20 protein-coding genes are annotated in these 21,141 nt (G+C 67.3%); 5 read left to right on the top strand and 15 right to left on the bottom strand.

Annotated elements, in window-relative coordinates; all coding sequences use genetic code 11:
• Positions 1–11: 11 nt before the first annotated feature.
• On the bottom strand, positions 12–2,000 hold the full coding sequence (locus KW843_RS00645) for an SDR family oxidoreductase (RefSeq protein WP_218293179.1): 1,989 nt from the start codon (positions 1,998–2,000) through the stop codon (positions 12–14).
• A gap of 227 nt (positions 2,001–2,227) precedes the next feature.
• On the opposite strand from KW843_RS00645, the gene KW843_RS00640 reads away from it, so the two are divergent.
• From KW843_RS00640 to KW843_RS00630, 3 genes are all read left to right on the top strand, one after another.
• Positions 2,228–2,830: a phasin family protein gene (locus tag KW843_RS00640; protein ID WP_218293178.1), complete on the top strand. Its 603-nt coding sequence runs from the start codon at positions 2,228–2,230 to the stop codon at positions 2,828–2,830.
• A 248-nt stretch (positions 2,831–3,078) separates the two neighbouring features.
• Positions 3,079–3,741: a TetR/AcrR family transcriptional regulator gene (locus KW843_RS00635; RefSeq protein WP_218293177.1), complete on the top strand. Its 663-nt coding sequence runs from the start codon at positions 3,079–3,081 to the stop codon at positions 3,739–3,741.
• A 79-nt stretch (positions 3,742–3,820) separates the two neighbouring features.
• Positions 3,821–4,594 carry a hypothetical protein gene (locus KW843_RS00630; protein WP_218293176.1) on the top strand — a complete coding sequence of 258 codons (774 nt, stop codon included), beginning with the start codon at positions 3,821–3,823 and terminating at the stop codon, positions 4,592–4,594.
• A gap of 99 nt (positions 4,595–4,693) precedes the next feature.
• Here KW843_RS00630 and KW843_RS00625 read toward each other — a convergent pair whose 3' ends face one another.
• On the bottom strand, positions 4,694–5,461 hold the full coding sequence (locus tag KW843_RS00625) for a type III pantothenate kinase (protein ID WP_218293175.1): 768 nt from the start codon (positions 5,459–5,461) through the stop codon (positions 4,694–4,696).
• 177 nt (positions 5,462–5,638) lie between these two features.
• Between KW843_RS00625 and lysM the strand changes: the two genes are divergently transcribed.
• Positions 5,639–6,121: a peptidoglycan-binding protein LysM gene (gene lysM, locus KW843_RS00620; RefSeq protein ID WP_218293174.1), complete on the top strand. Its 483-nt coding sequence runs from the start codon at positions 5,639–5,641 to the stop codon at positions 6,119–6,121.
• A gap of 87 nt (positions 6,122–6,208) precedes the next feature.
• On the opposite strand, the gene KW843_RS00615 is transcribed toward lysM, so the two are convergent.
• From KW843_RS00615 to KW843_RS00585, 7 genes are all read right to left on the bottom strand, one after another.
• Positions 6,209–6,628 carry a rhodanese-like domain-containing protein gene (locus KW843_RS00615; RefSeq protein WP_218293173.1) on the bottom strand — a complete coding sequence of 140 codons (420 nt, stop codon included), beginning with the start codon at positions 6,626–6,628 and terminating at the stop codon, positions 6,209–6,211.
• A gap of 71 nt (positions 6,629–6,699) precedes the next feature.
• Positions 6,700–7,677 (bottom strand): M48 family metallopeptidase, encoded by a 978-nt coding sequence (locus tag KW843_RS00610; protein WP_218293172.1) that lies wholly within the window; start codon positions 7,675–7,677, stop codon positions 6,700–6,702.
• A 164-nt stretch (positions 7,678–7,841) separates the two neighbouring features.
• A complete protein-coding gene (locus KW843_RS00605) occupies positions 7,842–8,588 on the bottom strand; it encodes a 1-acyl-sn-glycerol-3-phosphate acyltransferase (RefSeq protein WP_218293171.1) in 747 nt (248 codons plus the stop codon).
• Between the two features lie 64 nt (positions 8,589–8,652).
• Entirely contained in the window at positions 8,653–9,267 is a 615-nt protein-coding gene (gene gmhB / locus KW843_RS00600; protein WP_218293170.1) for a D-glycero-beta-D-manno-heptose 1,7-bisphosphate 7-phosphatase, read from the bottom strand.
• A gap of 52 nt (positions 9,268–9,319) precedes the next feature.
• Entirely contained in the window at positions 9,320–11,464 is a 2,145-nt protein-coding gene (glyS, locus tag KW843_RS00595) for a glycine--tRNA ligase subunit beta (protein ID WP_218293169.1), read from the bottom strand.
• A 22-nt stretch (positions 11,465–11,486) separates the two neighbouring features.
• On the bottom strand, positions 11,487–12,392 hold the full coding sequence (gene glyQ, locus KW843_RS00590) for a glycine--tRNA ligase subunit alpha (RefSeq protein WP_056413984.1): 906 nt from the start codon (positions 12,390–12,392) through the stop codon (positions 11,487–11,489).
• A gap of 453 nt (positions 12,393–12,845) precedes the next feature.
• Entirely contained in the window at positions 12,846–13,916 is a 1,071-nt protein-coding gene (locus KW843_RS00585; protein ID WP_218293168.1) for a type II asparaginase, read from the bottom strand.
• Positions 13,917–14,085: 169 nt separating this feature from the next.
• Here KW843_RS00585 and KW843_RS00580 point away from each other — a divergent pair, with 169 nt between their 5' ends.
• Positions 14,086–14,991: a LysR family transcriptional regulator gene (locus KW843_RS00580; RefSeq protein WP_218293167.1), complete on the top strand. Its 906-nt coding sequence runs from the start codon at positions 14,086–14,088 to the stop codon at positions 14,989–14,991.
• A 53-nt stretch (positions 14,992–15,044) separates the two neighbouring features.
• Here KW843_RS00580 and fabB read toward each other — a convergent pair whose 3' ends face one another.
• The 6 genes from fabB to KW843_RS00550 form a co-directional block, all read right to left on the bottom strand.
• Positions 15,045–16,259: a beta-ketoacyl-ACP synthase I gene (gene fabB, locus KW843_RS00575; RefSeq protein ID WP_218293166.1), complete on the bottom strand. Its 1,215-nt coding sequence runs from the start codon at positions 16,257–16,259 to the stop codon at positions 15,045–15,047.
• Positions 16,256–16,786 carry a 3-hydroxyacyl-[acyl-carrier-protein] dehydratase FabA gene (gene fabA / locus KW843_RS00570; protein WP_218293165.1) on the bottom strand — a complete coding sequence of 177 codons (531 nt, stop codon included), beginning with the start codon at positions 16,784–16,786 and terminating at the stop codon, positions 16,256–16,258. The genes fabB and fabA overlap by 4 nt, the downstream gene beginning before the upstream one ends.
• Before the next feature lie 160 nt (positions 16,787–16,946).
• Complete coding sequence (gene lnt, locus KW843_RS00565) at positions 16,947–18,566, bottom strand: apolipoprotein N-acyltransferase (RefSeq protein WP_218293164.1); 1,620 nt, start codon at positions 18,564–18,566, stop codon at positions 16,947–16,949.
• Positions 18,566–19,450, bottom strand: a complete 885-nt coding sequence (locus tag KW843_RS00560) for a CBS domain-containing protein (protein WP_218293163.1) — start codon at positions 19,448–19,450, stop codon at positions 18,566–18,568. Before KW843_RS00560 ends, lnt begins: the two co-directional genes overlap by 1 nt.
• A 97-nt stretch (positions 19,451–19,547) precedes the next feature.
• Positions 19,548–20,285: a GNAT family N-acetyltransferase gene (locus KW843_RS00555; protein ID WP_218293162.1), complete on the bottom strand. Its 738-nt coding sequence runs from the start codon at positions 20,283–20,285 to the stop codon at positions 19,548–19,550.
• 272 nt (positions 20,286–20,557) lie between these two features.
• Positions 20,558–21,040 carry an Lrp/AsnC family transcriptional regulator gene (locus tag KW843_RS00550; protein ID WP_218293161.1) on the bottom strand — a complete coding sequence of 161 codons (483 nt, stop codon included), beginning with the start codon at positions 21,038–21,040 and terminating at the stop codon, positions 20,558–20,560.
• Between the last annotated feature and the right edge of the window lie 101 nt (positions 21,041–21,141).

Below are 21,141 nucleotides of genomic sequence, written 5' to 3'. Positions count from 1 at the left end.
CCGGACGGTCATCAGAAGTGGATGCCGCGCATCATCTGCTGCAGCGCCACCGCCTCGGCCGACAGCTGCGGCTTGGCGCCCTTGTCACCCTTGGCGGCGGCAGTGGAATCCGGGAACATGCGAAAGCTGGTGTTCATCGTGATCTGCGCCACGCGGGGCACCAGCGCATGCAGCAGCTGGCCGGTGATGCCCAGGCGCGTGGCGATGCGCACCGGCTTGAAGATGCAGGCCTGGGCGATCATGTCGGCCGCCTCCTCGGGGCTCAGCGTGGGCACGTTGTTGTAGATCTTGGTGGGCGCGATCATGGGCGTGCGCACCAGCGGCATGTTGATGGTGGTGAAGGTGATGCCCTGGTCGGCGAACTCGCTCGATGCGCAGCGTGTCCAGGCATCCAGCGCCGCCTTGCTGGCCACATAGGCCGAAAAGCGCGGCGCGTTGGTCAGCACGCCGATGGAGCTGATGTTGACCACATGGCCCTTGCGCTTGGCCACCATGCCGGGCAGAAAGCCCATGGTCACGCGCAGGCAGCCGAAGTAGTTGAGCTGCATGGTGCGCTCGTAGTCGTGGAAGCGGTCGTAGCTCGACTCGATGGCACGGCGGATGGAGCGGCCCGCGTTGTTGATCAGGAAGTCCACGCCGCCGTGGTTGTCGATCAGCAGTTGCACGAAGCGGTCGCAATCGGCCATGTCGGCGATGTCGGCCGAATACGCGATGAAGGCGTAGCCCTTGGCCTTGGCCTCCGCGCACGCCTCGTCGAGCTTGTCCTGGTCACGCCCGCAAATGATGGTGGTCGCACCCGCCTCGGCGAACTTGTGCGCCGCCGCCAGGCCGATGCCCGAAGACCCCCCGGTGATCAGCACGACCTTGCCCGCCACCGTGCCCTTGAGCGTGCGGTCGATGAACAGCTCGGGATCAAGATTGCGCTCCCAGTAGTCCCACAGGCGCCAGGCGTAGTCCTTGAGGTTGGGGCAGGTCACGCCCGAGCCCTTGAGCGCCGCCAGCGTTTCGCGGCAGTCAAAGCGCGTGGGGTAGTTCACGAAGGTGAGCATGTCCTCGGGCAGGCCCAGGTCCTTCATGACGGCATTGCGCACGCGGCGCACGGGCGCCAGGGCCATCAGGCTTTTCTTGATGCTCTTGGGGATGAAGCCGAGCAGCGCGGCGTTGACGAACAGGTTCATGCGCGGCGCATGCGCGGCGCGGCTGAAGATGTCGAGCACATCGCCCACGCGGTAGCCGACCGGGTCCACCAGATGGAAGCACTTCTTGCCGATGTCCTTCTGGTGGCTGATGACGTTGAGCGCGTTCACCACGAAGTCCACCGGCACGATGTTCACGCGCCCGCCCTCCAGGCCCACGGTGGGCATCCAGGGCGGCAGCAGCTGGCGCAGGCGCTGGATGAGCTTGAAGAAGTAGTAGGGGCCGTCGATCTTGTCCATCTCGCCGGTCGTGCTGTCGCCCACCACCATGGCGGGGCGGTACACCGTCCAGGGCACCTTGCAGTCCTGGCGCACAATCTTCTCGCTCTCGTGCTTGGTCTGGAAGTACGGGTGGTCCAGGCCCTCGGCCTCCTCGAACATGTCCTCGCGGAACACGCCTTCATACAGGCCCGCGGCAGCGATGGACGAGACGTGGTGGAAGTGCCCGGCATCGATGGCCTTGGCCAGATCGACCGTGTTGCGCGTGCCCTCGATGTTCACGGCGACCTGGGTTTCCTCGTCGGCGGAGAGGTCATACACGGCGGCCAGGTGGTAGAAGTGGTCGATCTGCCCCTTGAGCTTCTTGACGTCTTCCGCAGCCACACCCAGCTTCTTCGCGGTGAGGTCGCCAAACACGGGAATGGCGCGCGTGGCACCCACGCCCCAGAAGCTGCGCAGGTCGGCCACCTTGTCCGCGCTTTCCTTGCGGAGCAGGAAATGCACCACCGCGCCCTTGCGCTCCAGCAGCTTCTTGACCAGCCGCTTGCCAATGAAACCCGTTGCCCCCGTCACGAAATACTGCATGGAAAACTCCTGTGAGATAGCTTCATTCTTGCCCAAGGCCTGCGCGCACCGATTCAGCAGAAACCCGCGCCGATCCTAGGGCCCGCAGCCCGGCGCGGGCTAGACGGCACGCTCTACATTTTTAGGAGCGCGCGCCTACACCTTGCGCGCCGCGCGGCGTACAGTGCGGCCATGCGTCAGAGGCAATCCGCCCTGGCAAACCCACCCAACCGCACAACGGAGGCCCCATGGTCAAGAAACTGCAGAAACTCAGCGCCGACAAGAAAAAGAGCAACGCCCAACTGTCCAGCACCGTCAAGGACTCCGCCCAGCAGATCTGGCTGGCGGGCCTGGGCGCCTTCTCCAAGGCGCAGGAAGAAGGCGGCCGGGTGTTCGAAGCCCTGGTCAAGGAAGGCCTGACCATCCAGCGCAAGACCCAGGCCGTGGCCGAGGAAAAGATCACCGAGGCCACCAGCCGCGTGACCACCATGGCCAGCGACATCGGCTCCAAGGCCCAGGGCCAGTGGGACAAGCTCGAGAACATCTTTGAAGACCGCGTCGCCAAGGCCCTGTCCAAGCTGGGCGTGCCATCGGCCCGCGACCTGCAGGCACTGAGCGCCCGCGTGGATGCACTGGCCAAGGGCGGCAAGGCAGCCCCCGCCAAGGCCGCAGCTGCCGCAAAGCCCGCCGCCAAGGCCCCGGCCAAGAAGGCCCCCGCGAAAAAGGCGGCCCCTGCCAAGGCGGCTGCAAAGCCCGCCGCCAAGGCCGCTCCGGCCAAGAAGGCCGCCGCCAAGAAGCCTGCCGCACGCGCGGCAGCCGACACCGGCGCCAACACCCCATCGGGCAGCTGATTGCACATCAGGCAGGCGGCAGGCAACACCACCGTGCCGCCCCTGAAAAAAAGCGGCCAACGCGCGAGAGCGTGTTGGCCGCTTTTTTTGGCCGGAGCCCACTCCCTCGCGCCAGGCCGCCCACGGCAGGGACGCAGCGGCGCTGATATGCAGGCGCGATGCCGCAGTGCAGCATTTCTGTGTCGGTTAGAGTAACCACCAGAGACATCGAAACAACGACGCAAAACGACGCGAAGGGGCCCGCACACATGGTGAAGAAAGCGCCACGCCGCACCGCAGAACGCATTCTGGAAGTGACACTGGACCTGTTCAACCGGTTCGGCGAACCCAACGTCTCCACCACCCTGATTTCCGCCGAGCTGCGCATCAGCCCGGGCAACCTCTACTACCACTATCCCGCCAAGGATGAGCTGATCAACGCGCTGTTCGACCGCTACGAACGCTCGCTCACCGAACTCCTCACGGCCAGTGACGGCGTGCGCAATGTGGAGGATGCCTGGTTCTTCATGCACACGCTGTTCGAGCTGATCTGGCAGTACCGCTTCCTGTACCGCGACCTGAACGACCTGCTGTCCAAGAACCGGCGCCTGGAAACCCACTTCCAGGCCATCCTCAAGAACAAGACCCGGGCCGTGCGCGCCATGCTCGATGGCATGGGCCGCGCGGACAGCCTGCACATCGACTCGCGCGAGCTGGAAGCCACCGCCACCAGCATGGTGGTGGTGCTGACCTACTGGCTGAGCTTCGAGTACGTGCGCGACCCGCGCCGCGCGCTGGAGCCTGAAAGCGCCCAGGCCGCGCTCCTGCGCGGCGCCCACCATGTGCTGAACCTGCTCATGCCCTACCTCGAAAGCAGCCAGCGGGCCCATCTGCTGGAGCTGGTGGGCGCTTACGCCGCTGCGCCGGGATAGGCGCAGGCAGCAAGCACCCGCCTCACGGCAGCACGACAGGGCACCCCCCCTCCCACAAGAACTTCAGGAGACACACACCATGGCCAAATGGACCCCCTTCCCCCACGCAGGCGACTATGCGTTCGACGCCGCGAGCGTCAAGAAGCACTGGGCCCGGCTGCACAGCGGCGATGCCGAGCCCTGCCCCAAGGACACCGCGGTGCTCGAAGCCTGGGCGATGTTCCACAACGGCGACTTCGAGAAGGCAGCGGCGGCCGGCCTGGCGGCTGGCGGCCCTGGCATCACGGTGGCCAACAAGGCTGCCTCCATCTACGCCAACTACCTGGAGCAAAGGGAAAAGACCCGGCTCGACCTCTTCACCCAGGTGGCGGAGCGCGCCGAGGCGCAGGCCGCGGCGGAGCCCGGCAACGCCAATGCCTGGTACTGGCACGCCTACGCCCTGGGCCGCTACAGCCAGGGCATCAGCGTGGCCAAGGCGCTGGCGCAGGGCCTGGGCGGCAAGGTGAAGGAATCGCTGGAAAAGGCCATCGCGCTGTCGCCCAAGCACGCCGATGCACGCATCGCGCTGGGCGCATTCCATGCCGAGGTGATCGACAAGGTGGGCTCGCTGATTGGCGGCATGACCTACGGCGCGAAGAAGGACACCGGACTCAAGCTGTTCCAGGAGGCCCTCAAGCTCAACCCCGGCTCGGCCATCTGCATGATCGAATACGCCAACGCCCTGGTCATGCTCGAAGGCGACAAGAAGATGAAGGAAGCCACCGGGTTCTACGAAAAGGCCGCCGCCAGCGAACCCGCCGATGCGATGGAGCGCCTGGACGTGGAGATGGCGCGCGCCGAACTGGAAGATTGAATTCGGAACACCCCCTGGCCTGGCCGCGCCCGTCCTGAAAATCCAGGACCGCCCGTGGCGCCGCGGAATGCGGCCGGGCCGCGAAGTCCGCGCTCCAGGTCAGCCGGCAAAGCGGCGCAAGGCAATCTCCAGCAGGCCGTCGAAGATCAGGTTGTCCACCAGTTCGAAAGGGCGCGTCATGCTGGGCGCCATCTTCCAGCCCGCGCCGCCGGTCATCAGGCACGCCGGCTCCTCGCCGCAGTGCTGGATGACGTGCTGCACCATGCGCTCCACGGCCCCCGCGATCGCATAGGTGCCGCCGCTGGTGAGGGCATCGCTGGTGTTGGTGGGAAACATGCGCACCTCGCCCGTGGGCACGTGCAGCCCGGCGGTCCCGGACTCCAGCGCGCGCAGCATGATGCCGTGGCCCGGCAGGATGAGCCCGCCCATGAACCGGCCCTCGGTGTCGATGCACTCCACCGTGACCGCCGTGCCCACCATGACGACCACCAGCGGCCGCGCCGGGCCCTGGCGCAGCACATGGTGGCGCGCACCGACCATGGCGACCCACCGGTCGGAGCCCAGGCGCGAGGGATGGTCGTAGCCGTTGGCAAGGCCTGCCTCCTGCGCCGACGACACCACCCACGAGGGCTCGACGTTCCAGATCTCCATCTGCTCCTCGACCCGGCGCTTGACGGCGTCGCCCGCCACCACGCACCCCAGCATGCGCTGGGGGTGCGGCAAGGGCGCCCAGCTGCCCTCGGCCAGGCGGTCGATGTGATCCAGAAACTCGGCGCCATGCGCCAGCAGCGCAGCCCCGGGGCGGGGAGCGTCGTACAACGCCCATTTGAGACGGGTGTTGCCGACGTCGATGGCCAGAAATGTCATGCGGGGGATTATCCCGAGTTTTGCGGCGCCCCCGCGTACCCGCGGCGACAGGCGCCGGCGGCGGGATGGCGCGGAAAGAATGTCAAAAATCGTTTCGCGCGCCTGTGCGACACACCAGCGCCACGCTTTGCACGCTACAGTGGTCGTTCCTGTTTCTGCAACTTTAGGAGGTACGACATGGGTCTTTTCAGTTTCATCAAGGAAGCCGGCGAAAAGCTGTTCGGCGGCAAGGAGGCCCAGGCAGCCACGGCCGCTGCGCCCACGCAGGATGAACTCAATGCCAAGGCGGCCAAGGCCATCGAGACCTACATCGCGGCCCAGAACCTGGGCGCCAGCAACGTGCAGGTGGCGTTCGACGGCACGCAGGGCAAGGTCACCGTGAAGGGCACCGCCCCCACGCAAGGCGCCAAGGAAAAAGTCACCCTGTGCTGCGGCAACGTGGCCAGCGTGACCAGCGTCGAGAACCTGATGGAGGTGACCAATCCCGAGCCCGAGGCCCAGTACCACGACGTGGTGCGCGGCGACACGCTCAGCGCCATCGCCAAGAAGTTCTATGGCGACGCCAACAAGTACCCCGCGATCTTCGAGGCCAACAAGCCCATGCTGACCCATCCCGACAAGATCTACCCCGGCCAGAAGCTGCGCATTCCGCCGCTTTGAGCAGGGCAAGACGTCCTGACGGGCAAGCGGGCCACCAGGCCCGCTTTTTTTTGGGCGCGCCCATCGCGCGCACCGGCGGGTCGTCTCTCAGTTCTGCCGCCAGGGCAGCCCGTGAAAGCGCCAGCCGCCCTTCCTGCCGCGCTGGCCCTGGGCGTCGGCATCTCCCTCGAAACCTTCCAGGATGTTGTAGGCCGTGAAGCCCAGTTCGGTGGCGCGCCGCGCCGCGGCGATGGAGCGCACGCCGCTGCGGCACAGCATCACCAGCGTGGCGCCGGCGGGTGCGGCCGCGCGCAGCTGGGTGTCGAATCCAGCGTTCAGGGCCATGCCTGGCCACTGCTTCCAGGCCACGGCGGCGCCCCCGGGCACCTGTCCCACCCATTCGCGTTCGGCGTCGCTGCGCACGTCCACCAGCACGGCCTGGCCGGCCTGCATCCACTGCCAGGCCTGCTGCGGCGTGACATCGCCCGCGTAGCCTTCGGCGGGAGTGATCGTTTGCGGGATGGTCATCAGCTAGCTCCTTTCATCTCGGTTAACCGGTCCACGGGACGGGCCCACGGCCCGCCACAGGGGCGAATGCGTCACTCCCACAATGGAGCGGGTTCATCGCGCAGGCGGCTGCGCAGCACCGCGTAGTCGGGCACCACGGTGGCCACGGTGTCCCAGAAGCGCGGGCTGTGGTCCATCACGCGCAGGTGGGCCAGCTCGTGCGCCACCACATAGTCGATGATGGCCGGGCGGTAGTGCAGCAGGCGCCAGTTCAGGCGGATGGAGCCGTCGGCCTTGGCGCTGCCCCAGCGGGTCTGCGCGCTGGACAGGCGCAGGCTGGCCCAGCGCACCCCCAGCAGCGGGGCGAAGTGGTCCAGCCGCGCGGTGAAGTGGCGGCGTGCATCGCGCATGAGCCAGGCCTGCACGGCGTCGCGGATCTGGGCGGCGCTGGCACTGTGGGGCAGGCCGATGTGCAGGCTGCGGGCGACGGCGATGCCCTCTTCCCCGGCCGAGGGCGGCACGGACGGCACCAGCGCCCCGCCCCTGCCGGCAAAGCCATGGCTTGGGTCCAGCACCACCGTGAGCGGCTCGCCCAGGTACGGCAGCACCGCGCCATGGGCCCAGACGATGCGGCCGCCCTCCATGCGCTGCTGGCGCTCGCGGGCCTCCGACAGCTTGCGCAGGATCCAGTCCGACTTGTCGCGCAGCGCGGCGTCCACCGCCGAAAGGGTCACCCAGCCGGGCGCGCGCACCGACAGGCCATCCGCGCCCACGGTGAAGCCGATGGTGCGTCGCCGTGCGCGCTGCAGCGCATAGGCGACCACGGCGTCGCCCAGCAGCACTTCGCGGCTGGCCTGCGGGTGGCGGAACTCGGCCGGGGACAGCAGGGACGGCAAGGGCACCGCCGGTGCCGCAGGCCTGCTTGCTATCGTTCTAGGAGCTACCGGCGCTTGATCATTCTGCGCCGGCGGCGCTCCAGGCTTGAAACCTGAAGCCTGCACCGCCGATGCCGCAACCGGTGCGGCCGGCGGGTCGAAAAGGTCGAGCGCCAATTGCACAAGCCGGTGCATGGAATCAATAGCTCCCCAGCGACGAGCAGCCATCCAGAGCATCCGGCACCGGCGCTTCCCAGGCCAGCGGCCGCCGCGCCAGGGCCGCCCCGCCACGCTGGCGGCGCCTTGCCGGCATGCGCTGGTGGCGCCCTCGCGCAGCGCGGCACTTCAGGAGAAGCAGCTCAGGGGGTGTTCTCATAGGCCTCGGGGTCCAGGCGGCGCATCTCGGCCTCGATCCAGGCCTCGACCTCGCGCATCAGCTCGTCGGGCTGGCGGCCCACGCTGGAAATGGGTTTGCCGATGGACACGTCCACCACGCCGGGCCGCTTGATGAAGGCCTTGCGCGGCCAGACCTTGGCCGAGGTCACGGCGATGGGCACCACGGGCGCGCCGGTGTCGATGGCCAGGCGCGTGCCCCCGGTCTTGTAGTTGCCCTTGCGCCCGCGCTCGATGCGCGTGCCCTCGGGGAACATGATGATCCAGATGCCCTTGGCCAGCAGGTCCTTGCCCTGCTGCACCACCTTGTTGAACGCCTGCGTGCGCTGGTTGCGGTCGATGTGGATCATGTCCAGGCGGCCAATCGCCCAGCCAAAGAAGGGAACGTAGAGCAGCTCCTTCTTGAACACGTAGGCCAGCGGGCGCGGCATGATCGTGGGCATGAGGAAGGTTTCGTACGTGGACTGGTGCTTGACCAGCAGCACGGCCCCGGCGTTCTCGCCCTGCGGGAGGTTTTCCATGCCGGTCACATGGGCACGGACGCCCAGGATCACCCGGGCACCGCTGATGCACAGCGACAGCCATGCCCGTGCGATGCGGTACAGCGGCCCTCCCCGCACGCCCAGCAGGGTGCCCAGCATGATGGCCAGCGCATAGGGCACGACGGTGATGCCCATCCAGAGAAGGTGAATGACGGAACGGATAAAAGCCATTTTTAGGAGTTTTCGGCTGCCAGCGCTTTATCATCAAGCGCTAGCAGCTATTAAATTAATAGCATCAAGACGATGGGGCACTGCCGTGCAGGGGCAGGGGAATGGCCGCCAGCGCTGCCGCCGGCACCTGCACCGCGGGCAGCAGCTGGTCCACGAAATCCCCCAGGCTGGCGTGCACCAGCGTGCCCGCCGGAATGCCCGCCGGCAGCGGCCCGCCGGGGTGCACCTGGGCCGACTGCCCCGTGCACACCAGGTGCAGCTGCGCGCCCAGCGCGGCGCCGGCCTGCAGATGGGCGGCACAGCTGCCCACCACCCGCACGTCCTGCCGCTCCACGCCATAGCGGTCGCTGATCTGCTCCAGCAGGCCCGGGGCGGGCTTGCGGCAGGCGCACTCCTCGTCGGCCGCGTGTGGGCAGTAGAACACCGCGTCGATGCGCCCCCCCACGGCGGCCACCTGCCGGTGCATCTTGGTATGGATGGCATTGAGGGCCACCACGTCGAACAGCCCCCGGCCCAGCCCCGGCTGATTGGTCGCCACCACCACATGCCAGCCGGCATGGTTCAGGCGCGCGATGGCTTCGAGCGCGCCCGGCACGGCGGTCCACTCGTCGGCGGAGGTGATGTAGTCCTCCCCCAGCGGGTTGAGGGTGCCGTCGCGGTCGAGGATGGCGAGTTTCATGGGGCTTGGTTACCTTGTGAGAATCGCCAGCCTATCAGCTTGGGCCATCCGGTCAAACGGCCAGGCGCGAGAGGTCGGCCACGCGGTTCATCGCGTTGTGCAGCATCTTGAGCAGACCCAGGCGGTTCATCCGCACATCCAGCTGCTCGGCGTTGACCATCACGTCGTCGAAGAACGCATCCACCGGCGCGCGCAGCACGGCCAGGGTCTGCAGGCTGGCGGTGTAGTCGCCCGCGTCGAACTGGGCGTTGGCCTCGGGCACGAAGCGCTGCAGCGCGGCGTAAAGGTCCTGCTCGGCCTTTTCCTGCAGCAGGTCGGGGTTGACGTGGGCATCCACCGGGCCCTCGATCTCGGCCTTCTTCAGGATGTTGCCCACGCGTTTGTTCGCCGCGGCCAGGGCCGGGCTTTCGGGCAGTGCGGCAAAGGCGCGCACGGCCGCGAGCTGCTTTTCGACCAGGGCCAGGCGCTGCGGGCGCAGGGCCATGACGGCGTCGACCTCCTGTGCGCGGTAGCCCTGCTCGCGCAGGCTGCCGGCGAGGCGGTCGTAGATGAAGTCGGCCAGGGGCGCCGATGCGTCGGTGATCTTGTCGCCAAAGGCGGGCACGGCACCGGCCAGCAGGTCGTTGAGCTGCAGTGGCAGGTCTTTTTCGACCAGCATGCGGATCACGCCCAGCGCATGGCGGCGCAGCGCGAACGGATCGCGGTCGCCGGTGGGCAGGTTGCCGATGCCGAACATGCCGACCAGGGTTTCCAGCTTGTCGGCCAGCGCCACCACCACGCCGGCGGTGTTGCGCGGCAGCGTGTCGCCCGCAAAGCGGGGCTTGTAGTGGTCTTCGATGGCGTGGGCCACGGTCTCGCCCAGGCCGTCGTTCAGGGCGTAGTAGCCGCCCATGATGCCCTGCAGCTCGGGGAACTCGCCCACCATGTCGGTCACGAGGTCGGTCTTGGCCAATTGCGCGGCTTTGTCGGCATCAGCGACCAGCGCAGCATCGCCCAATTGCGTGGCAATGGCTTTGGCTATTGACCTAACGCGCTCCACGCGCTCGCCCTGTGTGCCCAGCTTGTTGTGATAGACCACCTTGGAGAGGCCCTCGACGCGCGAGGCCAGGGTCTTCTTGCGGTCCTGGTCGAAGAAGAACTTCGCGTCGGCCAGGCGCGGGCGCACCACGCGCTCGTTGCCGCCGGTCACGAAGCTCGTGTCTTCGGGGCTGATGTTGCTCACCACCAGGAACTTGTGGGTGAGCTTGCCCGCGGCGTCCAGCAGGGGAAAGTACTTCTGGTTGGCCTTCATCGTGAGGATGAGGCACTCCTGCGGCACATCGAGGAACTCGGTCTCGAACGAGCAGGTGACCACGTTGGGGCGCTCGACCAGCGCGGTCACTTCGTCGAGCAGCGCCTCGTCTTCAATGGGGCGCGCGCCGTTGCCCACCTGGGCGGCGGCCGCGGCCAGCTGGCGGGCGATCTCGGCCTTGCGCTCGGCAAAGGAGGCGATCACGGCGCCGTCCTTCTTGAGCGTGGCGGCGTAGCTGTCGGCGTCCTGCAGCACCACGGGCGACACCGCGGCTTCAAAACGGTGGCCCTGCGTGCTGTTGCCCGCCGTGAGGCCCAGCGCCTTCACCGGCACCACGGTGCTGCCGTGCAGCGCGACCAGGCCGTGCGCGGGGCGCACGAAGTTCACGCTGGTCCAGCCGGGCAGTTCGCAGTCGGTCTCGAGCTGGTAGCTCATGACCTTGGGGATGGGCAGCTTGGCAATCGCCTCCTGCAGCGCTTTCTGCAGGCCGTCCTGCAGCGTCGCGCCGGGCACCACGCTGTCGTAGAACAGGGCCTCGGCCTTGCCGTCCTGCGCGCGCTTGAGCGCCGCCACTGCGGCTGCCGGGTCGGACACATCCGCACCCAGGGCCTGCAGCTTTTTGAGCAGCGCCGGGCTGGCGTTGCCGCTGGCGTCGAGCCCCACGGTCACGGGCATGAGCTTTTGCTGCACGGCCTTGTCGGCGGCCTTGTCGGCCACGCCGGTCACATGCGCGGCCAGGCGGCGGGGCGATGCAAAGGGCGTGACCACGGACGCTGCCGTGGCCAGGCCCTGCGCCTTGAGCTGGTCGCCCAGCACGGTGGCAAAGGCATCGCCCAGCTTTTGCAGCGCCTTGGGCGGCAGCTCTTCGACAAACAGTTCTACGAGAAGGTTTTGGGTTGTCGTCATGTTCTTGTTCTCTTTCGTCCGCTCAGGCTGCCTTCTTGGCCATTTGCTCCACCCACTCGCGCGGTGCCATGGGGAAGCCCAGGCGCTCGCGGCTCTCGTAGTAGCTTTGCGCCACGGCACGGGCCAGGTTGCGGATGCGGCCGATGTACGCAGCGCGTTCGGTCACGCTGATCGCGCCGCGCGCATCCAGCAGGTTGAAGCTGTGCGCGGCCTTGAGCACCTGCTCGTAGGCGGGCAGCGCCAGCTGCTGCTCCATCAGGTACTTGGCCTGCTTTTCGTGCGCGTTGAAGGCGGTGAACAAGAAGTCCGCGTCGCTGTGCTCGAAGTTGTAGGTGGACTGCTCCACCTCGTTTTGCTTGTACACGTCGCCATAGCTCAGCGTGTCGGTCCACTTGAGGTTGTAGACGTTGTCGACGCCCTGCAGGTACATGGCCAGGCGCTCCAGGCCGTAGGTGATCTCACCGGTGGCGGGCTTGCAGTCGATGCCGCCCACCTGCTGGAAGTAGGTGAACTGCGTCACCTCCATGCCGTTGAGCCACACCTCCCAGCCCAGGCCCCAGGCGCCGAGCGTGGGGTTCTCCCAGTCGTCTTCGACAAAGCGGATGTCGTTCTTCTTGAGGTCGAAACCGAGGGCTTCGAGCGAACCCAGGTACAGCTCCAGGATGTTGGCCGGCGCGGGCTTGAGCACCACCTGGTACTGGTAGTAGTGCTGGAGGCGGTTGGGGTTCTCGCCGTAGCGGCCGTCCTTGGGGCGGCGGCTGGGCTGCACATAGGCGGCCTTCCAGGGCTCGGGTCCGATGGCGCGCAGGAAGGTGGCGGTGTGCGAGGTGCCGGCGCCCACTTCCATGTCGTAGGGCTGCAAAAGAGCGCAACCCTGCGCGTCCCAGTAGGACTGCAGCTTCAAGATGATTTGCTGGAATGTCAACATGGCGTCTGTGGCACTGGCAAGCCAGGGCCGGGCAAGTAAGGGGGAAAGAAAAAGCGGTGCGTGTGCCAGGCCCACTGCCTGCAGCCACCAAAGGTTGCAAGCGCGGGCGTCGCGCGCGCAACCGGTCATTTTACGGCGCTGCGGCTGGGGCTCGACAAACAAGCAGCATCCGCCCTCCCATGAAAAAAGGCCGGAGCCCTTTTGGAGCCCCAGCCTTCCCAACCAGTCACGCGGGCTATAAGCCGGTGCGTACCGGTGACCACCTTTGCGGGCAGCCCGTCGGCGCATGTGTTGTGCGCCAAGTCTCGTTTCAAATATTCGCTGCGCGGTTCATCACCTATGGCGCTTCCAGAGGGCATGCCTTCAAGCCGGTGCACCCGTGGAACTGGCTCTGCCAGGCCACCGGGTGCGTCCCCCCTCGGGGGGAAGGCGCCGAAGGCGACTCAGGGGGGCTCAATACTCCCAGAAGATCCGCTGCAGTTCTTTGCTGTCGTTGGTCTTGGTAAGGGCCACCATGGCCAGGATGCGCGCCTTTTGGGGGCGCAGGTCGTGGGCAACCACCCAGTCGTACTTGTCGTCAGGCTGCTCGGCATTGCGCAGCACGAAACCGTCGGGCACGCGGGCCGAGCGCACGATCTGCACGCCCGCCGCACGCAAGGCCTTGAGCGAATCCACCGCCTGCGCGGCCACCGAGCCGTTGCCCGTGCCGGCGTGGATCAGCGCCTTCACGCCGGCCTTGCCGTAGGCCTCGATGCCCGTGGTGTTCATGTTGCCGTAGCCGTACACGATGTCCACGGCGGGCAGGGCCTGGATCTCGTCGATGTTGAACTCGGAATTGGCGGTGTGGCGCTTGACGGGCGCGCGGAACCAGTAGTTCTTGCCCTCCACCACCATGCCCAGCGGGCCCCACTGGCTCTTGAAGGCCTCGGTCTTGATGTTGATGGTCTTGCTCACGTCGCGGCCGCTCTGGATCTCGTCGTTCATGGTGACGAGCACGCCCTTGCCGGCGGCGTCCTTGCTGGCCGCCACGCTCACGGCGTCGTACAGGTTCAGCGCGCCGTCGGCCGACAGGGCCGTGCCGGGGCGCATGGAGCCGACCACGACGATGGGCTTGTTCGTGCGCACGACCAGGTTCAGGAAGTACGCGGTTTCTTCCAGGGTGTCGGTGCCGTGGGTGATGACGATGCCGTCCACGTCGGCCTGCTTGGACAGGGCCGAGACACGCTGGCCGAGCTTGAGCAGGTGCTCGTTGGTGAAGCTCTCGGAGGCGATCTGGAACACCTGCTCGCCCGAGACCTTGGCGACGCTGGCCAGCTCCGGCAGGCCCGCCAGCAGCTTGTCGACCGGCACCTTGGCCGCGGCGTAGGTGGCGCTGTTGGCGGCCGAGGCGCCCGCACCGGCGATGGTGCCGCCCGTGGCAAGCACCACGACATGGGGCTTGGCGGCCTGGGCCATGGCCACGGCCGAAGCGGCGGACAGCAGCAGGCCGGCCAGCCAGCGGTGCACGGGGGGGGAAATGCGCATGACAGAAATCTCCAGACAGTTGTTATGAAGAGGCGGCCAGCGGAATGCGCTGACAACCCGGCCGCTCGTTGGCGGTGCCGGATCGTATGAGAGAGTCACACACATCGTTAGGGAATAATCAGCCTCTTCTTGTGAATTTCACTCATACCCCTACCACCGGACCCTGGCCATGAACCTGCGGCAACTCGAGGTGTTCCAGGCCGTTCTGCAAACCGGCAACATGAGCGCCGCGGCGCGGCTGCTGTGCATCACCCCCTCGGCCGTGAGCAAGGCCGTGGCGCACACCGAGCTGCAGCTGGGCTACCGGCTGTTCGTGCGCACGCCGGCCGGCCTCACGCCCACGCCCGAGGCGCAGGTGCTGGCCACCGAGTCCACGGGCATCCACCGCCAGCTCGACGCCCTGCGCCGCACGGCGCGCAACCTGGGCACCAGCGACACGGGCGACGTGCGCCTGGCGGCCATCCCCTCGATCACGCACGAGTTCCTGCCCCTGGTGCTGCAGGAGCATGCGCTGCGCTACCCGCAGGTGGGCGTGGAAGTGCGCACCATCCACCAGGACCAGATGACGCAGGCCCTGCTCACGCGCAGCGTGGATTTCTGCCTGGGCTTCTACAAGCACCCGCACCCGCAGATCCGCAGCGACCTGCTGGTCAGCGGGCGCATGTACCTGGCGGTGGCGCAGTCCGTGTGGACGCGCGCGCCGCGCGCCGTGGCGCCCAGCGCCCGGCTGGCGCAGGTGCCGGTGATCCGCCTGGTGGGGGACGACCCCATGCGCCAGTCCATCGACGACCTCGCACAGCGCCTGGGCACGCCCGCGGGGCCGGGCCTGCAGGTGCAGACCTCGCGCCTGGCGCTGGACCTGGTGCGCCGGGGCATGGGCTGGACGGTGATCGACTTTCTCACCGCCACCCAGCTCGACCCCGGGACCATGGTGGCGCTGGAGCTGCACGAGCTGCCGCCCATGTCGCTGTACAGCTACCACGCCCGCGCCCTGCCCCAGGGCCTGCCCGCCACGCGCATGCTGGCCATGCTGCCGGGGCTGCTGCACCGAGCCCTTTCGGCAAAGGCGGTATGAAAAAACCCGCCCATCCCTCGCAGGATGGCGGGTTGCGCTGAAAACCTCGCGGCTCAGTTATCCCAGCGGCGCAGCACCAGGCTGGCGTTGGTTCCGCCGAAGCCGAAGCTGTTGGACAGTGCCGTGCGGATGGGCGCATCGCGCGTCTCGCGCACCAGGGGCATGCCCTCGGCGGCGGGCTCCAGCGTCTCGATGTGGGCCGAGCCCGCGATGAAGCCCTGGCGCAGCATCAACAGGCAGTAGATCGCCTCCTGCACGCCCGTGGCGCCCAGCGAGTGGCCGGTGAGCGACTTGGTGGACGAGAACGGCGGAATCGCGTCGCCGAACACCTCGCGGATGGCGCGCAGCTCGGGCACGTCGCCCACGGGCGTGGAGGTGCCGTGGGTGTTGATGTAGTCGATGGGTTCGCTCACGGTGGAGATGGCCTGGCGCATGCAGGCGATCGCGCCGTCGCCCGAAGGGGCCACCATGTCGGCGCCGTCGGACGTGGCGCCGAACCCGATGACCTCGCCCAGGATGGTGGCGCCGCGCGCCTGCGCATGCTCCAGGCTCTCCAGCACCACGGCGCCGCCGCCGCCCGACAGCACGAAGCCGTCGCGGTTGGCGTCATAGGCGCGCGAGGCCTTCTCGGGCGTGGCGTTGTAGGCGCTGGACATGGCGCCCATGGCGTCGAACAGCAGGCCCATGCCCCAGGTGACCTCCTCGCCGCCGCCGGCGAACATCACGTCCTGCATGCCCCAGGCGATCTGCTGGGCGGCCGCGCCGATGCAGTGGGCCGAGGTGCTGCAGGCCGAGGTGATGGAGTAGTTGATGCCCTTGATGCCGAAGTTGGTCGACAGGCAGGCGGACACGGTGGAGCTCATGCAGCGCGTGACCTGGTAGGGCCCCACGCGGCGGATGCCCTTGCTGCGCAGGATGTCCGCCGCCTCGATCTGGTTGGCGGGCGAGCCGCCGCCCGAGCCCATGATGAGGCCGGTGCGCGGGTGCGACACCTGCTCGGGCGTGAGGCCCGATTCGGCGATCGCGTTGGCCAGCGAGATGTGCGCATAGGCTGCCGCATCGCCCATGAAGCGCAGCTGCTTGCGGTCGATCAGCTCTTCGAGGTTGATCTGCGGCACGCCCGCCACCTGGCTGCGCATGCCCAGCTCGGTGAACTGCGGCATGGCACGGATGCCCGAGCGGCTCTCCCGCAGCGACTGCGTGACGGTGCCCATGTCGTTGCCGATGCACGAGACAATTCCCGCGCCCGTGATCACCACGCGTTTCATGCTGCGGCTCCTTGTGCGGCGCCATCTTCCTCGCGTTTGAACAAGCCCACACGCAGGTCGTTGGCCACGTAGATTTCCTTGCCATCGGCCAGCAGCCGGGCATCGCCAATGGCCATGACCAGCTTGCGCTTGATGACGCGCTTGATGTCGATTTCGTAGGTGACGAGCTTCACGTCCGGGCCCACTTCGCCGGTGAACTTGACCTCGCCCGCGCCCAGCGCCCGGCCGCGGCCAGGCAATTGCAGCCAGGTCAGGTAAAAGCCGATGAGCTGCCACATGGCGTCCAGCCCCAGGCAGCCGGGCATGACCGGGTCGCCCTGGAAGTGGCAGGCAAAGAACCAGAGGTCCGGGCGCACGTCAAGTTCGGCGCGGATCTTTCCCAGCCCGTGCGCGCCACCATCGCTGTCGATGTGCGTGATGCGGTCAAACATCAGCATGGGCGGCAGCGGCAGGCGCCCGCTGTCAGCGCCGAACAGCCGGCCCTCGCCCGAGGCGATCAGTTGTTCGTAGGAAAAGGAATCAGCCATCTTCAGTCGTGCTCCAGAACAGCGGTGGGCCCGCTTCAAATCATCGTTGTATGCAAACACAAGCCCCCGCTTGTGGGGCTCCATTATCAAGGCAGAGAAAGACACATCCCGGTTTTGGCCCGGCAAGGCACCGGGACACCCCGGCAGCACATGACCTGGATCAATTCCCGCGCACCGTCTGCCACCGCCTCGCCACCAGGGCAAAAACCAGGGCCAGCCCCCCGAAGATCCATAGGGGCACCAGCCCCCAGCGCGACACCCACCACGCGTACGGCGTGATGTGCCAGCCACTGGCGGCATCCATCCCCCGGCCCCACACCTCGCCCTTGAGCACGCCCCGCGTGTGCCGCGCCAGCTGGTGGGTGACCACGCCCCGGTGGTCGATGATGGCGGTGGCGCCCGTGTTGGTCGCGCGCACCATGGGGCGCTCGAATTCCAGCGAACGCATGCGGCTGATGTGCAGGTGCTGGTCGATGGCCACGGTGTCGCCGAACCAGCCGATGTTGCTGAAATTGACGAACACCGTCGGCGCCTGCGCCGGGTTGGCGAACCGCGCGCCCAGTTCCTCGCCAAAAAGGTCTTCGTAGCAGATGTTGGGGGCGATGCGCTGGCCTGCCCAGGCAAACGGTGCCTGGCCCACGGTTCCGCGGTTGAAATCGCCCAGCGGGATGTCCATCATGGCCGTGAACCATCTGAAGAACGGCGGGATGAATTCGCCGAACGGCACCAGGTGGTGCTTGTCGTAGCGGTACGGCGTCTTCTGGTGGCCGGGGCCCATGCCCAGCACCGAATTGGTGTAGCCCAGCGTTTCGCTGCCCAGCGGAATGCCCAGCAGCGCCGCCTGGGAGCCCTGCGCGTAGCGCTGCTGGATGCCTTCCAGGTAGCCCGGCATGAGCTGCTGGGGCAGCAGCGGGATGGCGGTTTCGGGCGCCACCACCAGGTCGGCCCTGGCGTCGCGCAGCGCGTCGGCATACCACTTGAGCGCCATCGGCACGCCGCTGCCCTGCTGGAACTTCTCGTCCTGCGGGATGTTCCCCTGCAACAGTTCCAGGGTCATCGGCGGCGCCGTGCGGGCCGACGGCGTGTGGCACAGGTTCACCGCGCAATGGCGCTCCAGCGTGGCGCCCGCCAGGCCCGCCGCGAGAACGCCGGCCAGCCCCCACAGGCGCCAGTGGCGCAGATCCCCCGGGCGCCATTGCACGGCCAGCATCGCCAGCATCGCAGCCACCGCCCCGATGCCGTACACGCCCAGGATGCGCGCCAGCACCGCCAGCGGCCCGTCAACGTGGGCATAGCCGCCCGCGCCCCACGGGAAACCCGTCCACAGCGTGCCGCGCGCCAGTTCGGCCAGCAGCCAGAACGCTCCGAAAACAATAGCTGTCAGCGCCCTGTTGGCAAGCGCCAGGCGGCAAAAAAGCCCCAGCATCACCGCGTAGTAGCTGCCCAGGAACGCCGCGAGGCCCAGCACCGCCGCCACCGCCAGCGGCGCGGCCAGCCCGCCGTAGGTGTGCATGGAGATGAAAAGCCACCAGAACGTGCCCGCGAGCCAGGCCGTGGCGAACAGGCCGCCGATGGCGGCACCGCGCCGCCAGGCCACGGACGCGGTGGCCTGCGGGCGCACCAGCCAGGCCAGCACCGCCATGGAGGCGATCTGCAGCCACCACAGGGGCTCGCCGCTCCACGGCCAGGCCAGCGAGGCCGCCTGCGCAACGCCGGCAGCCACGGCCAGCAGCGCCTGCAGGGCCAGCGGCAGCCCCGGCGTCGTGCGCGCGCGGGCCATCAGCCGCCGGCGCTGGCGTCTTCGACCCGCGACACCTTGAACCAGCGCACGGCGCCGCCCTTGGTGTGCAGCACGACGAAGTGCAGCCCGCCCAGCTGCAGGTGCTCGCCGCGCTTGGGCACATGGCCCATTTCGTGGGCGATCAGGCCACCGATGGTGTCGAAGGTTTCGTCGGGGTCGCTGCCCTGGACCAGCACGTCGAACGCCTCGGAAACCCGTTCGACCGAGGTGTCGCCGCTCACGCGGTAGGTGCGGTCGGCCAGCCCGAAGATGTCGCCGTCGTCCTCGGGAATGTCGAACTCGTCCTCGATCTCGCCCACGATCTGCTCGAGCACGTCCTCGATGGTGATGAGCCCGGCCACGCGGCCGAACTCGTCGATCACGATCGCCAGGTGGTTGCGGTTGCCGCGGAATTCGCGCAGCAGGTCGTTCAGGCCCTTGCTTTCGGGCACGAAGACGGCGGGGCGCAGCAGCGCGCGGATGTTCAGCTCGGGCGCCCGCTGCAGCTTGAGCAGGTCCTTGGCCATGAGGATGCCGATGATGTTCTCGCGCTCGCCCTGGTACACCGGAAACCGCGAATGCGCGGTGTTGATGACAAGGTGCAGCAGCTCGTCGAACGGCGCGTCGATGTTGACGAGGTCCATGCGCGGCGCGGCCACCATCACGTCGCCCGCCGTCATGTCGGCCATGCGGATGACGCGCTCGAGCATCACGCGCGATTCGGCCCCGATGACCTCGTTGTCCTCGGCCTCGGCCAGGGTTTCGATGAGCTCTTCCGTGGAGTCCGGCCCCGGATGGATGAACTCGGCCACTTTCTGCAGGAAGGTGCGCTTGTCTTCCCTCTCGGGCAAGCGCCCGGGGTGCGCAGGGTGCGGGTCAGACACTGAGGACGTGCGGGTAGTGAATCAGGCCCCTAGGATAGCGGATTGTTGTGACAGCGCGCCATGGCGCCCGCGCCTTGCGGCCCGGGCCCGCCGCTGGTCACTCGGCGGACTGGTGGCGCGCGTGCTGCACGCCGCTGCGCACTTCCTGCACGCCCGCCAGGAAATCCCAGAACTGCTTGGCCTGCTTCTTGATCTGGTAGTCCACCTCGGCAAACTGCTGCTCCACGATCTCGGCCATGCGCGTGTCCAGGCTGGCGGGCTGGATCTGGAGGTAGGCCTCGGACTCCGAGCCGTCGCGGCGCACGGTGGCGCCCGCCTTGCGGGCAATCTTGAGCATCGCGGTGTTCTCGGACAGCGCATGGATGAAGACCATGTTCACGCCTTCATTGCGCGCATGCATCACCGCGCGCTCGAACAGGCGTGCGCCAAAACCACGGCCCCGCGCCTGCTTGAGCACGGAAACGCCAAACTCGGCGCAGTGCTTGTGCTCGGGATGCTCCGAGAACGCCAGGTGGGCCATCGCGATGAGTTCCAGGCGGCGGTTGTAGATGCCGAAGATCTCGTCGCGGTTGAAATCGAGGTGCTCGGCATACCGGCGGATCTGCTCGTCATTGGCCGCGTAGCCGAAGCGCAGATAGCGGTCCGCCGGTTCGAGCTTCAGCAGATGCTGGGTGATCCGCTCGCGGTAGGACGGGCCCAGGGCGCGGATGGGAACCATCATGGGCACCTCCTGCTTTGCGTGGGTGTCATGGGGAGACGGGCCGCCCGTCACCGGGCGCAGCATGTCCCTGCCTGCGTGCCAGGATGCCTTGAGCCAGTCTTTCGTTGCGAACATGGCTGTAAATATAAGGGTTTTCCCTCATTATTTCCAGTGCAAATTGCTGCATTGCAACAAAGTAGTGAGATGCCTCAAATCAAGGCAGAAAATAGCTCTTGGCGCTTTGTCCATGGGCGCGAGAAGCTACCAAATCCATAGCAATTGCCTCGCACCAGGGCCCACGGATGTCTTCTGCGCGACCCATCCCGGCCCCGCAGCGCCGGGTGCCGGCCGCCCGCAAGGGTATAGCGGCGGCCATCGCGCGGCAAGCGGCCCGGGGCGCGAGGCCATCACACCGGCACGGCGGTGGTGGCCTTGACCCGGTCGAGCACGAAACTGGTCTTGCAGTCCTGCACGCTGGGGTGCTTGAGCAGGGTGTCCATGATGAAGCGGCTGTAGTGCGCCATGTCCGCCACCACCACGCGCAGCAGGTAGTCCATCTCGCCCGTGAGCGATGCGCATTCCACCACTTCGGGCCACGTCTGCACGCTGGCGCGGAACAGGTCCATGGGGTTGCGCTTGTGGCTTTCGGTGTGCTTTTCCAGCCGCACATTGAGGTAGGCGGTCAGCCCCAGGCCCACGGCCTCGGGGGGCACCAGCGCCACGTAGCGGTCGATCACCCCGCTTTCCTCCAGGCGCTTGACGCGGCGCAGCACCGCGCTGGGCGACAGGCCCACCTGCTCACCGATGACGTCATACGTCTCCCGGCCATTTTCTTGCAGACGGCGCAATATGGCCCTGTCCAGCTTGTCGAGTGCGCTTGAGGCTTGCATGGCGCAGGATTTTATGGAATCTGCGGATTTTTCGCTTGCCATATTGCATGCTGGGGTATGTCCCGATAGTGACACCACGCCCGGACCAGAAGAATGAATCC

Origin of the sequence: Acidovorax sp. sif1233, assembly GCF_019218755.1 — a bacterium.
Lineage (GTDB): Bacteria > Pseudomonadota > Gammaproteobacteria > Burkholderiales > Burkholderiaceae_C > Acidovorax.
Note: the sequence above shows the minus strand (reverse complement) of the source record. Positions and strands in the feature narration are given on the sequence as shown.

What these genes read in the sequence shown, in the direction of transcription:
- KW843_RS00645 (WP_218293179.1), bottom strand. Translation starts at nt 2,000, where the DNA reads ATGCAGTATTTCGTGACGGGGGCAACGGGTTTCATTGGCAAGCGGCTG.
- KW843_RS00640 (WP_218293178.1), top strand. Translation starts at nt 2,228, where the DNA reads ATGGTCAAGAAACTGCAGAAACTCAGCGCCGACAAGAAAAAGAGCAAC.
- KW843_RS00635 (WP_218293177.1), top strand. Translation starts at nt 3,079, where the DNA reads ATGGTGAAGAAAGCGCCACGCCGCACCGCAGAACGCATTCTGGAAGTG.
- KW843_RS00630 (WP_218293176.1), top strand. Translation starts at nt 3,821, where the DNA reads ATGGCCAAATGGACCCCCTTCCCCCACGCAGGCGACTATGCGTTCGAC.
- KW843_RS00625 (WP_218293175.1), bottom strand. Translation starts at nt 5,461, where the DNA reads ATGACATTTCTGGCCATCGACGTCGGCAACACCCGTCTCAAATGGGCG.
- lysM (WP_218293174.1), top strand. Translation starts at nt 5,639, where the DNA reads ATGGGTCTTTTCAGTTTCATCAAGGAAGCCGGCGAAAAGCTGTTCGGC.
- KW843_RS00615 (WP_218293173.1), bottom strand. Translation starts at nt 6,628, where the DNA reads ATGACCATCCCGCAAACGATCACTCCCGCCGAAGGCTACGCGGGCGAT.
- KW843_RS00610 (WP_218293172.1), bottom strand. Translation starts at nt 7,677, where the DNA reads ATGCACCGGCTTGTGCAATTGGCGCTCGACCTTTTCGACCCGCCGGCC.
- KW843_RS00605 (WP_218293171.1), bottom strand. Translation starts at nt 8,588, where the DNA reads ATGGCTTTTATCCGTTCCGTCATTCACCTTCTCTGGATGGGCATCACC.
- gmhB (WP_218293170.1), bottom strand. Translation starts at nt 9,267, where the DNA reads ATGAAACTCGCCATCCTCGACCGCGACGGCACCCTCAACCCGCTGGGG.
- glyS (WP_218293169.1), bottom strand. Translation starts at nt 11,464, where the DNA reads ATGACGACAACCCAAAACCTTCTCGTAGAACTGTTTGTCGAAGAGCTG.
- glyQ (WP_056413984.1), bottom strand. Translation starts at nt 12,392, where the DNA reads ATGTTGACATTCCAGCAAATCATCTTGAAGCTGCAGTCCTACTGGGAC.
- KW843_RS00585 (WP_218293168.1), bottom strand. Translation starts at nt 13,916, where the DNA reads ATGCGCATTTCCCCCCCCGTGCACCGCTGGCTGGCCGGCCTGCTGCTG.
- KW843_RS00580 (WP_218293167.1), top strand. Translation starts at nt 14,086, where the DNA reads ATGAACCTGCGGCAACTCGAGGTGTTCCAGGCCGTTCTGCAAACCGGC.
- fabB (WP_218293166.1), bottom strand. Translation starts at nt 16,259, where the DNA reads ATGAAACGCGTGGTGATCACGGGCGCGGGAATTGTCTCGTGCATCGGC.
- fabA (WP_218293165.1), bottom strand. Translation starts at nt 16,786, where the DNA reads ATGGCTGATTCCTTTTCCTACGAACAACTGATCGCCTCGGGCGAGGGC.
- lnt (WP_218293164.1), bottom strand. Translation starts at nt 18,566, where the DNA reads ATGGCCCGCGCGCGCACGACGCCGGGGCTGCCGCTGGCCCTGCAGGCG.
- KW843_RS00555 (WP_218293162.1), bottom strand. Translation starts at nt 20,285, where the DNA reads ATGTTCGCAACGAAAGACTGGCTCAAGGCATCCTGGCACGCAGGCAGG.
- KW843_RS00550 (WP_218293161.1), bottom strand. Translation starts at nt 21,040, where the DNA reads ATGCAAGCCTCAAGCGCACTCGACAAGCTGGACAGGGCCATATTGCGC.